This is a genomic window from Roseovarius tolerans (assembly GCF_900109855.1).
In the GTDB taxonomy this organism is placed as follows: domain Bacteria; phylum Pseudomonadota; class Alphaproteobacteria; order Rhodobacterales; family Rhodobacteraceae; genus Roseovarius; species Roseovarius tolerans.
Genome location: NZ_FOBO01000023.1, coordinates 1 through 14,458, shown reverse-complemented (window position 1 = coordinate 14,458; position 14,458 = coordinate 1). Strand labels below are relative to the sequence as shown.

The following is a 14,458-nucleotide window of genomic DNA, read 5'->3' as shown; positions in this document are numbered from 1 at the left end:
TTCCCTGCCGAGCACTGGAAGCACATCCGCACGACAAACCCCATCGAAAGCGTCTTCGCTACCGTGCGCAACCGAACCCGCAAGACCAAGGGCTGCCTAAGCCGCAAAACGGCCCTGTCCATGGTCTTCAAGCTAATGATGTCAGCCAAGAAAAAATGGCGAAAGCTCAGCGGCACAAACCGACTGCCCGAAGTCATTCAGGGGGTTGAGTTCAAAGACGGGATCAAGCAACTTCAAAACGCCGCCTGATGACAGCCGTCACCAACTTTTGGGCATAACTCTGATATTAACCGTTCCCTCATTGCTCGCGGAATATGGCAAATCACTGGCAAAACTATGGTGTTTCAAAGCGGATTTAGCTTGATGAGTAGACCCAAAGCAGACCTTGGTGGAGATTGCAGCGAAGGTCGGGTTCCCGCCAAGAGCGTCAATATGTGTGCTGTGCAGCATCCGGTCGGAAGGTCAGCCTCCAAGCCAACCTTTGCCGCGCGTCACGAAAAAATCTGCTCGACGTCATGCAAGCTTCTAACCAAAAGCTCGCATGGAATAGCGAGATGTCGGCTGACGGTGGTTAACGAAAAAGCCCGCCTTCAAGGTGGCGGGCTTTAAGACTCGTTATCCCCGAGGATAAATCAATTTCTATAGTTCAAACCAGCTCAAGTCTGATACTGCGGCCAACAACTTGTGCGGCGCGCGATAGCACCGCCAGCGTCACGCCATCATTGGACGGATCAAGCAGGCGGTCGAGCTGCGAGCGGCTGGTATCAAGGCGCTTAGCCATCTCGACTTTTGAGATATGCTGATCTCTCATTGCCGCCGCCAATTGAAAGGCGAGGACGCGCTTCACAGCTTGTTCGGTGGTCTCGTCATAGGTCCCCTGCTCTTTTAGGAAATCCTCGAAAAGCGCTCCAGCTTTGCCTACTTCTACTTCGTTGGTCATTTCAGTCCTCGCATTCGTTTATCAGCCGTCTCCAGCTCCTTGACCGGCGTCTTCTGGCTCTTTTTTATAAACCCGTGAAGTAGCACCATGTTGCCCTCATGTGCGCAGAAAAAGACCCGCGCAATCCGGCCAACGCTCAGGTTTGACCGTATTTCCCAAAGTCCTTTGTGGCCTTTAAGCGACCGGCAAAGCGGCATGCCGATTGGCCATCCAAACTCGGCAGTCTGTATATCGTCGCCAATCACTTTTCGATCTTCAGGCGTCAGGCCTAAGAGCCAGTCTCGTACAGGCACCCTGCCCGCTTCAGACTCAAAAAATCTTGCTGGTAGTCGTTTTTGTATTGTCACCACTCAATGTACCAAAAAAGGTACACAGCGGCAAGCCTTTTCTTTTCTATTTGAAATACACATCCATGAGATAGGATCGAATAGCATGTAGTCATGGTTCCATGAAATCATGGTATCACCGTTTCATGGAGTTGTAGGATTCCCACATAGCCATAAAAAGTTGAGACTTTGAGCCCTTTGAGTATCCAAATGTTTCCCCTGCCTTTGCGCTGAAAGCATCAAAAACTTCTGACGGTATCATCACTTGAAGCGGTTTATTCTTGCCCTCAGACTTGCGCGGATCAGCCTGGATAACATTTGTGGTTTTTTCACGCGGCGGCGGCGTGCCCTTTTTCAAAATTGATGTGTTTGCCATTACACCGCCTCCTTCTCAGAAGCGATCGCCCCAAGACGGTTGATGATTGATTGTGCCAAGCGTTCCGCTTTCTCGTTCAATGTGCGGTGCGGCGTCTCCGTGATTACCTTCCCGGCATCATGGGCAATGCCATAGGCAGTTGAGACCGGCACAAACCCATCGAGCGTCACATAATCCGTTTGCTCCAGATAAGCGCGCGCTGCATTGAGCTCTGCTTCGCTATTGGTCGTCTTAACCAAGGCAAAGGCAATCTGGCTTGCGCTGATACCAGCATCAGCTAAGCTATGCGCCAACTTCACTGCGGGACGCAGATCATCCTTGGTCTGTCCCGTTGGGATCACAGTCAAATGCGCCGCCTTAGCAATCTCCAACGTTTGCTGTGAGGAATGCGGACGTCCATCAAGGATGTAAGCGTCAAACCGTCCCGCTTCTGCCAAAGCTGTTTTGAGATTGCCGAAAGGTTGGACCTGAATTTCAGGCTCAATTCGCGCTTCAGCGCGATCCGCAGCCCATTCCGTGCATGTTGTTTGTTGTGTGTCGAGGTCTGCGATCTTGACCGAAAACCCGTCCTTTGCCAGCTCGCGCGCGAAGAGCCGTGCTAGAGTCGACTTACCAGCCCCACCTTTTTGCGAGACCATTCCTATAATGTAGCTCATGATGTACCTGCTCGATTTGTTTTTTCCATGGTACCATGGAATCATGTTTAATCAATACCTTGTTATCATGTTTCCATGAAGGCTCGACACCTTGTTACCATGATATCATGGTAACTTTATTTCATGACATTATGGATTGCCGCGCTTCTCGTACCAGCTCTTACAAAACTTGATAAAATGACGGGCAGGGTGCTTGGGTTCAATTTCATTTTCGCCAAGCCATGAGCGCCATTCCCGCTCTAAAACATATATATCCCATCCTGGCGCAACCGTCTTGGCATCATGGAAAACCTCAGGATCAAGGCGGCCTTCCCATGCAACGACAGAGGTTGTGATCAACATCGTGCCTCGATTGCGAAATGTGACCATGTCCATTTCGGTATCAAAAGAAACGCTATAGTCGGGCAAGTGGTCAAAGTTAGCTAGATCACGCAGCATTTGCCGGAAGCGTTTGAGCGGGCTTTGCGAGCCAGTTTTCTTGAGCAGGTTTGCGGGTTCTGTCGCAAATTTGTAGCTGAGTTGAGTGTAGGCTTGCACTGGACATAATTATGCTGCGAGCTGAGCAAACTGCTGAAATGCGGTCGAGCCGTTGGCATCGAATTGGCCCTTGCGGATCATGTGCGCAGTCTCAATACCTTCAAGGGTAGCGGAGGCGGAATGAAAGGCTTTGAAGCCGAGCATTTGCCCTGTGATGCGCTTGATGAACCGATGGTCCTGCTCAAGGATATTGTTCAAATATTTGACCTGCAAGACTTTGATGGTCTGCCCTGTTCCCGTGAACTTCAGGATCACATTCACGGCTTCCAGCCCCGCCAGATTGGCCCCACTTTTGTCGATGACGACGCGGTCGGGGACGCCATTCGTTCCAATCGCCCGCCTGAAGAAGCGCCGCGCCGCAGCTTTGTCACGACGCTCAGACAGCATGAAATCAAGGGTTTGACCGTCCCGGTCTACGGCGCGATAGTGATACATCCACTTTCCGCGCACCTTGATATAGGTCTCATCCATGCGCCATGAGATGGCGGTCGGACGTTTTTTCGCTTGGGCTTTCGCAGCAATCAATGGCGAGTAGTTTACCACCCAACGATTTAAAGTTGCATGGTCAACATCGACGCCGCGTTCCTCCATTATTTCCTCGAGGTCGCGATAAGATACAGGGTAGCGCAGATAGAAAAATACCGCGAACAGGATCACAGACTTCGGATAATGCGCGCCTTTGAAGTCAACCATCGTACATATCCAATCATCGCTGCGACGTCACCTTCTACGGCGATGCATCATACTGCGCAAACATCAAACCCAAAATCTTTGCGACAGAACCGTCCAAGCAGCCCTCGAAAGACAAACGAGAACACGACACCCAAAAGTAACGCTGGGGCGATGACGAAGATCACATGAATGATCGGATGAATCCAGTCCGGCACTTTATCGTCATACGGGTAGCCAAAATACAGCACCAGATCATGGACAATCACGTAGTATCTATCCAAGAGCCCCATAGTTCTTTACTTCCCTTGGTCACGCGCAAGATGATCGTGGACCATAATCACGCCGAACATACCCGCTTCGCGGTGACCGGGGATCAGACATACAAATTCCAAATTTGTTTTATTTGAAAATTCCCAGTCCAGCGTTTCGCTCAATCCGCTTGATAAAAAGACCGCGTTTGAATCTTCGTGTTTCATATCAGGGTGCTTTTGCATCCACTGTTTGTGTTTTGCGATCTCGTCAAAAGAGCCGAGAAAAAACTCGTGATCCAGATCCCCGGGATTATTGATCACAAAACGAACAACCGATCCCTCCTTGATGTGTATGGCGTCAGGCTCGAACAGCATATAGCCGCTCTTCGTCTCCTCGATGTTGATCTCGATCGTGCGGGTGATCGCGCTATCCGCTGCGGGTTTGCCTATAGAAATATGCTCAGGTTGTTCGTAGCCTTGCGCATGTGGTTGATCACCGATACGCGTGTTTGCCAGCACGCCAGAAGCTATTGAAGTGCAGCACACCGCAAGGGTCAGGGTCAAAACGCCAAAGTTCATTTAATGCTCCATCAGACCGGATTTCAATGCTGTGATGATCACCATCACAATAGCTGAACGGTGAGAGGCGACGTAAAACGCCGCCTCCCCTGCTCGTTATTTCAGCTGTGTTACGGTCAACTTGCCTTTTACCGGTTCGGCAACAAACTCGATCTCCTGCCCTTCGGACAACTTGGAAATCATCGCCTCATCCGCGCGGAACACCATTTTCATCGCTGGCATGTCGAGATTCAGCAAAGGACCGTGGTCAATCGTGACCTTGCCGCCTTTTGCGTCCACCTTCGTCACTTTGCCTTTGGTGTATTCCACTTCAGCCTGTGCAACCTGCACATCCGCTGCCGCCATCGTCATGCTTGCCTTCATTGCCTGATCGCCCACGGCAACGGCGCGGAACATACCGGATTCGTAGTGGCCCGGCATGAGGCAAGCTGCCTCGAACGTGCCGTCATTCGCGAAGGTCCAGATCACCTCTCCCGTGGCGCCGGCATCAAGAGTGATCCGGTTTGGATCATCATGCTCCATCGCCATTTTCGCCATTTCGATTTTGTGCTCGGCGTTACGCTCTACTGTGTCCAGAACGAACTCATGCTCTTGCTCACCCCTATTTTCGATCACAAAGCGGATGGTTTCGCCGGATTTGAAAGTCAGATCGTCACCCTCAAGCAGCATCGCACCATCGTCAGTCTCGACCATGATTACGTTGATTGTCCGGTCGACTTTGGAAGCGTCACCAGGCATCCCGATCATCATCATTTCGGCATGATTTTCACTGTGGCCGTCAGCACCGTGGGAGTCAGCTTTTACAGCATCATGGCCACCGTCATGAGTGCCGGCAGCAAATGCAGGCATGGCAAAAGTAAGGGCGATTGCAGTTGTCAAAAGAAGGTTTTTCATCTGTTTTTCCTGTAGTTTTGTTGATGTTTCGAGAAAAGGGCCGGATCAGCCCTTTTGCGTTGGTTTCGGTGTCAGAATGGTCTTGGGGCTGTTGTTGGACGCAAACTCCGGCAACTCGCCGGTCCACTCATACGCCTGCTCGCCCGGAGGGTTTTCATACCAGCCGGGGTCCTCGTAATCGTCCGCGCCGATCCCTTCACGGACCTTTACGACCGAGAACATACCACCCATTTCGATAGGTCCGTGCGGTCCCCAGCCGTTCATCATCGGGATCGTGTTATCAGGCAATTCCATGGTCATCTTGCCCATGTCGCCCATACCGGCCGTGCCCATGGGCATATACTCGGGCTGAAAGGTCCGGATTTTTTGCGTCAGCTGCTTTTTGTCTACCCCGATGAATGTTGGCACGTCATGACCCATCGCATTCATCGTATGGTGCGACTTGTGGCAGTGGATTGCCCAATCACCCAAATGCTCCGCTGTGAACTCGTAAGCACGCATCGCGCCCACGGGGATGTCGATGCTGACCTCAGGCCATTGCGCGCTTTCCGGCACCCAGCCACCGTCCGTGCAGGTCACTTTAAAGTCATACCCGTGCATGTGGATCGGGTGGTTTGTCATCGTGAGGTTGCCGACACGCACACGCACCTTATCGCCCCTGTTCACGACCAGCGGATCGATATCGGGGAAGATCCGGCTGTTCCATGTCCACAGATTGAAATCCGCCATCGTCATGATCCGCGGCACATACGTGCCCGGATCAATGTCAAACGCGTTCAGCATGATCAGGAAATCTCGGTCCACAGGCATGAATGTCGGGTCCTTGGGGTGGACCACGAACATCCCCATCATTCCCATCGCCATCTGCACCATCTCGTCGGCGTGCGGGTGGTACATGAATGTGCCGGACTTGATCAGGTCGAACTCGTAGACAAAGGTTTTGCCCGGCTTGATGCCCGGATGGCTGAGGCCCACAACACCGTCCATACCCGAGGGCAGGATCAGACCATGCCAATGAACAGAAGTGTTTTCCGGCAGCTTGTTCGTGACGTAGATACGCACGCGGTCCCCCTCGACCGCTTCGATCGTGGGGCCGGTGGACTGGCCGTTATAGCCCCACAAATGTGCGATCATACCATCAGCCAGCTCCCGCTCGACCGGCTCAGCAACAAGGTGGAACTCCTTCACCCCATTGTTCATCCGGTGCGGCAAGGTCCAGCCGTTGAGGGTCACGACAGGATTGTAGTCCACCCCAGTTGAGGGCCGTGCCGTGATCGCGGTCGCGGCACTGTCCATCTGCGCGGCTTCGGGCAGGCCCATGTTCAGGGTCTTGCCCCAGGCCTGTGAAGAAACAAGCGTTGCACCAGCAGCACCTGCTCCGAGTAATTGACGTCTGTTCAACATTTCATAGTTCCTTTTCAATGTCCTGCGCCGCCACCAGCGGCAACCGTTGCGCCCTCTCCACCACCGCCTCCGCCACCTGCACCGCCGCCATAGATCGCAGCTGTCAAATCGGCTTGGGCCATGTAGAAATCGCTCTTTGCATTTGCTGCCTCAAGGGATGCGCTCAACTTCTCGCGCACATCCGTCAGCAACTCGAAAGTGTTCGTGATCATCCCGTTGTAAGAAAGGAGACCTTCTTCCTCGACGGTCTGGCGCAGGGGCACCAGAACATCGCGGTAATGGCGCGCAATCTTGTATGATGCGTGATAGGACGCCTCCGCACCACGCGCCTCGGAGCGGACATTCACTGCCGTCTCGGCAAGCACGTTTGCGGCTTGCAGATACATCAGCTCGGCCTTGCGCATCCGCGCCTTGCCCGTGTCATAGATCGGAATTGCAAACTCCAGTTCGACCTGCGGTGTCAGGACTTTTTCGGTGTCCCCGTCCTCGCCGACCTCACGCTCGAACTCTGCGCCTCCAACGATTTCCAGATCGCTTACGATGCGGGTCTGGTCTGTCAGCCCGAAAGCTGCCGCCTGTGCTTCGAGGCCCAACTTTGCCACGCGTAAATCTACGCGGTTGCGCAATGCTTTGGATTCGATACTTGCGATTCTACCAATGGATTTTGGCAAAGCAGGCAGTGCGTCGGGCACATAGTAATCTACGTCAGTGCCCCAGAGCCCCATGAGACGGGTTAGCTCTTCCTTGGATTTGTCTGCATTGAGACGGGCCTTAGCCAGTTGTCCGGCCAGTTCTGCGTTGAATGCCTGCTCGCGGGCCTGACCGGCCTTGTTCAGGGCACCGGTTTCGCCAAGCTTGCGGGCCAGCTCGGACCCTGCGTCTGATGTGACCTTCGCGCGCTTGAGGTAGCCAACAGCTTCAAATGCGGCCACCGCCGTGATCCAGGCCTGACGGGTCTGATTTGCCAGCGATAGGGTATCATTTACAGCCGCCAGTTGCGCCTGTCGAAAGCTTGCGTCGGCTATCGCACGGCGCTGCTTGCGTGTCGTCGCATCCAGAATGTTCGCACGGATCAGCCCTTCGATGGCGCGATACGCACCCAGCTCTGGCGCACCAATCCCCAAAACGCCGATGGAGACGACCGGATTGACTGGTGTGGATTCTTGCCATGCATCGGCAGCGGACAGCCCGACATTCGCATAGGACGCCTGCAAACCCTTGTTGTTCAGCAAAGCCACTTGCACCGCAGTATCCGCCGAGATCGTCTTGCGATGCACCATGCCATGCACCTGTTTTTTAAGCGCTTCGTTTTCAGCTTGGGTCTCTGCAAAGACGGTTCGTTTTCCGATTGCCGGCGTGATCTGGCTCGCAACATTGGCAAAGCCTGCTTTTGGCTCCGTGTAGGCGCTTGGTATGGCGACAGCGCACGCACCAAGGAAAAGCGGGAGGCCCGCAATTAACGGGAGTTTCGAGATACGCATCAGTTACCCTCCGATTGTTCTTCGTTGACGGTCCGCCAGTCGCGCGGGCCAGTCGGGCCGCGATAGGTGTATCCCGCAAGCGGGTCCTGATATCTGACGGGTGATACGACTGCTGTGTTCGTTACTGCCTGTTGGGCGGTCACGACTGGCAGCGGCGTCTGGGTATATGGCAAGGGCTTGATATCTTGAGCACATGCGCCGAGCGCGAGGGCCGAAGCCCCCATAAGTATTTGAATTTTCATGAGGTAAGCCTGATTGATGGACTTCAGAACCGCGCACACACGCACGGAGACAAAAAGCTCCGCTAGGAGCCTTGGATCAAATCAGGAATTGGGGAGGGCGCAAGAAGCCCGACTGCTCGACAGAGTTCATCTGTGGATCTAGTGGCAGATAGCCGCCGCTTGTGGAATGCCTCACAAAACTAGTGCCTGTCTCGCCGAGGACAACAGAGCTGCAAATACCACTGCAACATTTTCCGCCCGCATGATCCTTGCTATCCGCACTGACTAAAGCGCCGCATTCCGATGGTGTCACAGCCATAGAGCCGTGATCCATACCGCTATGATCAGCGTTTGCAGATACAGTGTGTTGGCTCCCGTGCATGTTTGACGATGCGTGAGAAGCGCTTGGCGGGAGAAGAACCAATGCAAAAGCGAACGCTGCACAGGCAAACGTTCTCAGCAGAGCAATTAAGGACTTTCTCAAGATCATCTCTCCCGTTTGGGCAAGTTGTAAGGACCTGTCAATCCGTCCAGCGCTGGAAGGTTTTCGACTTTCTTAAAAGGTTGGCCCCATTTGTCGACGTCACCGCTCTCCAGTTGCACCTACAGCATTCTAATCAGCATCCAGAGACCCATGCCAAGCATCATCAGGTTCTCTGTTAAGGAAATGAACCCAAGCGGCACGTTACTGTCACCGCCGACGCATGCGCATTTCAATTCTCTTTTGTCGATGTAGACGGCCTTGATCACCGATACGGCACCAATGCCTCCGATGATAATTGCAACCGGTGCAGCGATCCACAACAGCGCACCGGAGGTCATGGCAATTCCGGCAAAGGCCTCACCGAACGGATAGACTTTGCCATACGGCACCCAGCGTTTTGCAAGCAGGTCATAGTTCAGGAACATCGTGGAAAAACTCTCGATGTCCTGAAGCTTTTGCACTGCCAGAATGCACATCGAAATGGAAATGAACCAGACGAACGCTTGCACCGTGAAGATGCTCTGGAAGCTATACCATGACAGGCCAAGTGCCATGAGAAACGCGACCGCAAAGATTGCAATCACCGGTTGGTAGGAGGTATCCGACTGCTCCTCTTTGGGCTTGTCGAGGCCGAAGTGGATGCGCAGATCGTCGTATCCCCCGATCCTCTCAACGTCGATAAATGTTTGCGGCGTTGTCTTTACACCATGCTTTTCCATAAATGCATCTGTCTCATCCCGCGTGGTCAGAGGGTGGTCCTCGACTTCAAATCCCTGACGCTGCAACAAGTCCTGTGACTTGAGGCCGTAGGGGCATGTGTGATCCGACATCACCATGCGGTAGAGCTTTGCGGTTTTTGTGTTTTGATCTTTGGGCATCTAAATCTCCTTCACTTGCCGTCGATTTCAGGTGTCGCGGTCGGGCCGCCTTCCAGATCAATGATCAGCGCCTTCATCTCTGCAATCTCCAACCGCTGTGCCTCAACGATGTCATCCGCCAGCGCACGCACGCGCGGGTCGGAGATATTTGCCCGCTCGGACGTCAGGATCGCGATGGAATGGTGAGGGATCATGGCGCGCATCCACGAGGTGTCATCGACAGTGGTTTGACTGCGCACCAGAAACAATGAGGCTGCAAAGATTGCCACGCTCCCAATGAAGATGGCGATATTGGCGCTGCGGTTGGTGTACATGCCCAGCATAAAGGCCAGCATGATCACCGCCATCACCGCCCCCATATAGAGCGCCATGTAGCTGCGGGTTTCGCTGAAAAATACGTGGTCAAGCGCGTAGGTGTTAAGATACATCAAGCCATACATCACCACCGTCGACGTGATGATCATCGCGAAAAAGCGCCAATAGGACATGAAAATAACCTCCAGATAAATTGCGTGTCTGGTATTAAAACCTCGTTCCAGCGCTGGAGGGTTCCATATTTATGTCGGAAATTTCTCGAGTTTGTTCAGGATCGGACAATCGGGGCGCCCGTCACCGGCGCATTCACGCACCAGATGGGACAGCGTATCGCGGATGGCGGCAAGGTCTGCGATCTTGCTCTCGATCTGGGCCAGATGCTCTTTAGCGATTGCGCGCACGTCGGCACTGGCGCGGTCCTGATCATCCCATAGCGCCAGCAGATTGCGGCAATCCTCGATAGTGAACCCCAAGGCCCGTGAGCGGCCCAGAAACGCCAGCTTGTGCATGTCACTGTCGCGAAAACTGCGATACCCGTTCGGATCGCGCAGGGGTGTGATCAGGCCGATATCCTCGTAGTAGCGGATCGTTTTGGGCGGCAGTCCCGCTTTTTTGGATACTTCACCGATGTTCATGGGGTGTCTCCTATTCCGCTGCTGCTGGCACAAGGTTACCCGTAGTTGGTTTTGCTACCCGCCCCTCGGACAGCGCAGGCACGATCCAGCGCAGGCGCAATGCGTTGGACAGCACAAATACACTCGACAGTGCCATCGCCCCTGCCGCCAGTGCAGGCGACAGCATCAGCCCGAACAGGGGATAAAACACACCCGCAGCAACTGGGATCAGTAGGGCGTTATACCCGAACGCCCAGAACAGGTTCTGACGGATATTACGCATGGTCCGTTGACTGATGTGCAGCGCGTTCACCACGCCTTTGAGATCGCCCGACATGAGCACCACATCCGCCGCCTCGATGGCCACATCCGTGCCAGTGCCGATTGCCACCCCGACATCAGCATGGGCCAGTGCAGGTGCATCGTTTATCCCGTCCCCGACAAAGGCAACCTTGCGGCCCCCTGATTGCAGCTTTTGGATGGCCGCGACTTTGCCCTCCGGCAGCACTTCGGACACAACTGTATCAATGCCAAGAGTCGCCGCAATCGCATTGGCCGTCGCGTGATTGTCGCCGGTGAGCATCGCGACCTTGAGGCCGAGGGCATGCAAGGCGGAGATCGCCTCGGCTGTGCTGGGTTTGATCGGATCCGATACCGCGATGATGGCGGCAAGCCGTCCGTCGATGGCCGCATAGAGTGGTGTCTTGCCCGCTTGGCCCAGCTTTGTTCCTATTCCTTCGACCCCGTCGAGTGCGATACCTTCACGGACCATGAAACGATCCGCCCCAACGAGGACCTTGCGGCCTTCGATTTCGGCGCTCACCCCGTAGCCCGTGACGGAGATGAACTCCTCGACGGATGCAAGGGTCAGCCCGTCCTGTTCAGCACGCCGCACAATGGCCTCAGCAATCGGATGTTCGGAAGTCGCTTCAACTGACGCGACCAGCCGCAAGACCTCATCCTCTGCGAACCCTTCCGTGATTGTCAGATCGGTCAATTCGGGGCGGCCCAGTGTCAGCGTTCCGGTCTTGTCCAAAGCCACCGTTTGCACGGTGCTGAGCGACTGCAAGGCATCGCCGCGCCGGAACAGCACGCCGAGTTCCGCCGCGCGCCCCGTGCCCACCATGATCGACGTGGGCGTGGCCAGACCCATTGCACAGGGACAAGCGATGATCAGAACCGCCACCGCCGCGACCAAGGCAAAGCTGAGCGCGGGATCGGGGCCTACCAGCAGCCACGTCAGAAACGTCACGCCCGCCACGCCCATCACGGCAGGCACGAACCACAGCGTGATCCGGTTGACCAGATCCTGAATGGGCAGCTTGGCCCCCTGCGCCTCCTCCACCATACGGATGATTTGCGCCAGCATCGTATCGCTGCCCACGGCAGTCGCGCGGAACACCAGCGCGCCGGTGCCGTTGACCGTGCCACCGACAACACCAGCGCCCTCGGACTTCTCCGCAGGCACAGGCTCGCCCGTGATCATGCTCTCATCGACGTAAGAGGTGCCTTGCATCACAATACCATCAAGGGCGATCTTCTCGCCCGGCCGCACCTGCACCAGATCACCGACGACGATCTGATCCACGGGCAGTTCGACGATTTTGCCGTCCCGCTCCACATGGGCGGTCTTAGCCTTCAGGCCAACCAGCTTGGCAATCGCCTGCCCCGTGCGCCCCTTGGCCCGCGCCTCCAGAAACCGCCCCAGCAGAATGAGGGTGACGATGACAGCCGCCGCCTCGAAATACACCACGTGTGTGCCTGCGGGCAGAAGTGATGGTGCAAACAGGGCCACGGTGGAGAACCCCCAAGCGGCGGAGGAACCAAGCGCCACCAGCGAGTTCATATCGGGCGCGCCTTTGAACAAGGCGGGAAAGCCCTTGAGGTAGAAATCCCGTCCGGGCCAGACCAGCACGATGGTCGTCAGCACAAACTGGATGCCCCAGTTGAGCCCCATGCCCAGCGTGTTCATGATCCAGTCATGCAGCGCGGGGATCATGTGGCTACCCATTTCCAAAATGAACACAGGCAGCGTCAGCACCGCCGCAACCAGCGTCATGGTTTTGAGATGTGCCGCCTCTGCCGCCTTGCGATCGTTGGTCACATCCGCGCTGCCCTGATCCGTGATCAGGCTTGCAGGGTAGCCCGCAGCGGTCGCCACCTGCGAAATCGACGCAGCCGAAACGCCCAGTGCCTGAACGGTCGCTTCCTCTTGGGCAAGGTTCACCGAAGCGGAGACAACACCCGGAACGGCTGCCAGCGCGCGCTCGACCCGACCGACACAGGACGCACAGGACATATTCTCGACCGAGAAGCGGAATGTCTGAAGCTCGGCCGGATACCCTGCGGTATCGAGAGCTGTGGCGATCACACCCATATCGAAACCATCGCCGACGACCAAAGTGGCAGTCTCGGCGGCGAGGTTCACCGTTGCCCCCTGCACCCCCGGCACAGCCAGCAGCACCTTCTCGACCCGACCGACACAAGAGCCGCAGTTCATGTTGCGGACGTTAAAATTAACTGAATGCTCAACGCTCATCTCGAGACTCCTGATCTGGCATATCCAACAGATAGAGTTTCCAGTAGATGGAAGGTCAAGGGGCGATACAAGTTTTAGAGCAACCATTCTCGGCGCAGGATACCCAAAGCCCCCCTTTTCGTCAGTGAGGCGGATTTCTGCTTGCCTGAATATCACGCTCCCGCGCGGGCCAGGTTGATCGAATATAGGCGAGGATGTTCCAGATGTCCTCATCCGCGATGACGCCCTCATAGGCGGGCATGCCACTGTTGAATTCCGCAACGCCCAGTGCCGCCAACGCGGCCGCACCACCCAGTTTTGTGTAATCAAACAGGAGGGCATTGTCGTGATGCCACGTATGGCCGCTTGCATCATGCGGCGGAGCGGGCAGCACGCCGTCCGCATCCGGCGACTGCCAGTCAGGTTGACCTTCGAGGTTCACGCCGTGACATGCTGCACAGTGCTGCGCGTATAGAGCGCTTCCCGCTGAAAGATCACGGTTTTCCAGCTCGTGATCCGCACCAGCGGTGGTGGCCAAGACAAGCAGAATTGGCGCAAGCCATTTCATGCGACATTGACCCATGTGCGCATCCCACCGACTGCGTGACTGAGCATGTGACAATGCAACAGCCAACGCCCGGGATTATCAAAGACGCAAATGATATCACGGCTTGCCCCCGCATCCACAAGTGTCGTATCGCGCAGATCGCCCAAAGCATCGCCCTCGCCTACCTCGTAGAAATGATGACCGTGCAGGTGGATGCCATGCGGGAACGACGTATCGTTAACCATGGTAATGCGAACCGTCTCGCCCCGCTGAAATGTCCCGAACGGTTCTTCCTGCAGGTCGGAAACATCGTTGAAGGCCCAGATATTATCACCATTGTGCCGTCCGCGGTGCTGCCAGACAAATTCGAACTCGTCTCAGGAAGGGCAGGGTCGCTGCCCTTTACGCCGTGCAGAGATTGCGCCACTCGGCAAGAGCGGCGGCGCGGTGCCGTTTAAAATTTGATCTTGAGTAGAGGCTTCGCTCCGAGTTGAACAGATTGTAGACTGAGGCGTGGATGGCGGCGAATTTCTGCAAACTTCGCACTCGTCTGAACCGCAACATCGCTCGCTCACGCCTTCGGAACGGCAGGTGGGAATTCTCGGCTCGATTGTTCAACCAACGCCCCGTTTCCTGTCGATCGGCATTGCCGATTTCCTTCATCGCAGCACCGTACGAGCGCAGCCGGTCCGTGACAATGACGTCTGGTCGACCATGCTTGCGCATTGCTTTCTTTAGGAATTTCAGCGCGGCTTTCTTGTCGCG

At 55.3% G+C, this 14,458-nt stretch carries 19 protein-coding genes; 1 reads left to right on the top strand and 18 read right to left on the bottom strand.

Annotation, left to right across the window (positions count from 1 at the left end; all coding sequences use genetic code 11):
* Positions 1 to 249 (top strand): transposase (locus BMX04_RS17090; protein WP_175477402.1); only part of this gene is annotated, 249 nt, incomplete at its 5' end.
* Positions 250 to 646: 397 nt separating this feature from the next.
* Here the strand turns inward: BMX04_RS17090 and BMX04_RS17085 are convergent.
* The 18 genes from BMX04_RS17085 to BMX04_RS17000 form a co-directional block, all read right to left on the bottom strand.
* Positions 647 to 940, bottom strand: a complete 294-nt coding sequence (locus BMX04_RS17085) for a helix-turn-helix domain-containing protein (RefSeq protein WP_015497709.1) — start codon at positions 938 to 940, stop codon at positions 647 to 649.
* Positions 937 to 1,287 (bottom strand): type II toxin-antitoxin system RelE/ParE family toxin, encoded by a 351-nt coding sequence (locus BMX04_RS17080; protein ID WP_244888576.1) that lies wholly within the window; start codon positions 1,285 to 1,287, stop codon positions 937 to 939. Before BMX04_RS17080 ends, BMX04_RS17085 begins: the two co-directional genes overlap by 4 nt.
* A 115-nt stretch (positions 1,288 to 1,402) precedes the next feature.
* A complete protein-coding gene (locus BMX04_RS19175) occupies positions 1,403 to 1,642 on the bottom strand; it encodes a hypothetical protein (RefSeq protein ID WP_139194606.1) in 240 nt (79 codons plus the stop codon).
* The gene (locus BMX04_RS17075; RefSeq protein WP_074788107.1) at positions 1,642 to 2,298 is read right to left on the bottom strand and encodes a ParA family protein; all 657 of its coding nucleotides are present in this window, start codon (positions 2,296 to 2,298) and stop codon (positions 1,642 to 1,644) included. Before BMX04_RS17075 ends, BMX04_RS19175 begins: the two co-directional genes overlap by 1 nt.
* Positions 2,299 to 2,427: 129 nt before the next feature.
* A complete protein-coding gene (locus BMX04_RS17070) occupies positions 2,428 to 2,835 on the bottom strand; it encodes a replication initiator protein A (RefSeq protein WP_244888575.1) in 408 nt (135 codons plus the stop codon).
* 9 nt (positions 2,836 to 2,844) lie between these two features.
* Complete coding sequence (locus tag BMX04_RS17065; protein ID WP_074788083.1) at positions 2,845 to 3,528, bottom strand: IS6 family transposase; 684 nt, start codon at positions 3,526 to 3,528, stop codon at positions 2,845 to 2,847.
* Positions 3,529 to 3,575: 47 nt separating this feature from the next.
* On the bottom strand, positions 3,576 to 3,797 hold the full coding sequence (locus BMX04_RS17060; protein WP_074788082.1) for a hypothetical protein: 222 nt from the start codon (positions 3,795 to 3,797) through the stop codon (positions 3,576 to 3,578).
* A 6-nt stretch (positions 3,798 to 3,803) separates the two neighbouring features.
* Positions 3,804 to 4,337, bottom strand: a complete 534-nt coding sequence (locus BMX04_RS17055) for a cupredoxin domain-containing protein (RefSeq protein WP_074788081.1) — start codon at positions 4,335 to 4,337, stop codon at positions 3,804 to 3,806.
* A gap of 96 nt (positions 4,338 to 4,433) precedes the next feature.
* Entirely contained in the window at positions 4,434 to 5,231 is a 798-nt protein-coding gene (locus BMX04_RS17050; RefSeq protein ID WP_074788080.1) for a copper-binding protein, read from the bottom strand.
* A gap of 45 nt (positions 5,232 to 5,276) precedes the next feature.
* Positions 5,277 to 6,635, bottom strand: a complete 1,359-nt coding sequence (locus tag BMX04_RS17045; protein WP_139194604.1) for a multicopper oxidase family protein — start codon at positions 6,633 to 6,635, stop codon at positions 5,277 to 5,279.
* Between the two features lie 14 nt (positions 6,636 to 6,649).
* A complete protein-coding gene (locus BMX04_RS17040; protein ID WP_074788078.1) occupies positions 6,650 to 8,116 on the bottom strand; it encodes a TolC family protein in 1,467 nt (488 codons plus the stop codon).
* An 824-nt stretch (positions 8,117 to 8,940) separates the two neighbouring features.
* Positions 8,941 to 9,699, bottom strand: coding sequence for a glutaredoxin family protein (locus BMX04_RS17030; RefSeq protein ID WP_074788077.1), 759 nt, complete (start codon positions 9,697 to 9,699; stop codon positions 8,941 to 8,943).
* Positions 9,700 to 9,710: 11 nt separating this feature from the next.
* Positions 9,711 to 10,187, bottom strand: a complete 477-nt coding sequence (locus BMX04_RS17025) for a DUF305 domain-containing protein (RefSeq protein WP_074788076.1) — start codon at positions 10,185 to 10,187, stop codon at positions 9,711 to 9,713.
* Between the two features lie 69 nt (positions 10,188 to 10,256).
* Positions 10,257 to 10,649: a Cu(I)-responsive transcriptional regulator gene (gene cueR, locus BMX04_RS17020; protein WP_074788075.1), complete on the bottom strand. Its 393-nt coding sequence runs from the start codon at positions 10,647 to 10,649 to the stop codon at positions 10,257 to 10,259.
* Between the two features lie 10 nt (positions 10,650 to 10,659).
* Positions 10,660 to 13,167 (bottom strand): heavy metal translocating P-type ATPase, encoded by a 2,508-nt coding sequence (locus BMX04_RS17015; protein ID WP_074788074.1) that lies wholly within the window; start codon positions 13,165 to 13,167, stop codon positions 10,660 to 10,662.
* Between the two features lie 121 nt (positions 13,168 to 13,288).
* Complete coding sequence (locus BMX04_RS17010; RefSeq protein ID WP_074788073.1) at positions 13,289 to 13,714, bottom strand: c-type cytochrome; 426 nt, start codon at positions 13,712 to 13,714, stop codon at positions 13,289 to 13,291.
* Positions 13,711 to 13,992 carry a multicopper oxidase domain-containing protein gene (locus BMX04_RS17005; protein WP_420876413.1) on the bottom strand — a complete coding sequence of 94 codons (282 nt, stop codon included), beginning with the start codon at positions 13,990 to 13,992 and terminating at the stop codon, positions 13,711 to 13,713. The genes BMX04_RS17010 and BMX04_RS17005 overlap by 4 nt, the downstream gene beginning before the upstream one ends.
* A 103-nt stretch (positions 13,993 to 14,095) precedes the next feature.
* On the bottom strand, positions 14,096 to 14,458 hold a 363-nt coding region (locus BMX04_RS17000; protein ID WP_074788072.1), incomplete at its 5' end, for a DDE-type integrase/transposase/recombinase.

Coding starts and splice junctions, on each gene's coding strand:
- BMX04_RS17025 (WP_074788076.1), bottom strand. CDS start 10,187: ATGTCCTATTGGCGCTTTTTCGCGATGATCATCACGTCGACGGTGGTG.
- cueR (WP_074788075.1), bottom strand. CDS start 10,649: ATGAACATCGGTGAAGTATCCAAAAAAGCGGGACTGCCGCCCAAAACG.
- BMX04_RS17085 (WP_015497709.1), bottom strand. CDS start 940: ATGACCAACGAAGTAGAAGTAGGCAAAGCTGGAGCGCTTTTCGAGGAT.
- BMX04_RS17075 (WP_074788107.1), bottom strand. CDS start 2,298: ATGAGCTACATTATAGGAATGGTCTCGCAAAAAGGTGGGGCTGGTAAG.
- BMX04_RS17060 (WP_074788082.1), bottom strand. CDS start 3,797: ATGGGGCTCTTGGATAGATACTACGTGATTGTCCATGATCTGGTGCTG.
- BMX04_RS17065 (WP_074788083.1), bottom strand. CDS start 3,528: ATGGTTGACTTCAAAGGCGCGCATTATCCGAAGTCTGTGATCCTGTTC.
- BMX04_RS17030 (WP_074788077.1), bottom strand. CDS start 9,699: ATGCCCAAAGATCAAAACACAAAAACCGCAAAGCTCTACCGCATGGTG.
- BMX04_RS17015 (WP_074788074.1), bottom strand. CDS start 13,167: ATGAGCGTTGAGCATTCAGTTAATTTTAACGTCCGCAACATGAACTGC.
- BMX04_RS17010 (WP_074788073.1), bottom strand. CDS start 13,714: ATGAAATGGCTTGCGCCAATTCTGCTTGTCTTGGCCACCACCGCTGGT.
- BMX04_RS17050 (WP_074788080.1), bottom strand. CDS start 5,231: ATGAAAAACCTTCTTTTGACAACTGCAATCGCCCTTACTTTTGCCATG.
- BMX04_RS17045 (WP_139194604.1), bottom strand. CDS start 6,635: ATGTTGAACAGACGTCAATTACTCGGAGCAGGTGCTGCTGGTGCAACG.
- BMX04_RS17055 (WP_074788081.1), bottom strand. CDS start 4,337: ATGAACTTTGGCGTTTTGACCCTGACCCTTGCGGTGTGCTGCACTTCA.
- BMX04_RS19175 (WP_139194606.1), bottom strand. CDS start 1,642: ATGGCAAACACATCAATTTTGAAAAAGGGCACGCCGCCGCCGCGTGAA.
- BMX04_RS17040 (WP_074788078.1), bottom strand. CDS start 8,116: ATGCGTATCTCGAAACTCCCGTTAATTGCGGGCCTCCCGCTTTTCCTT.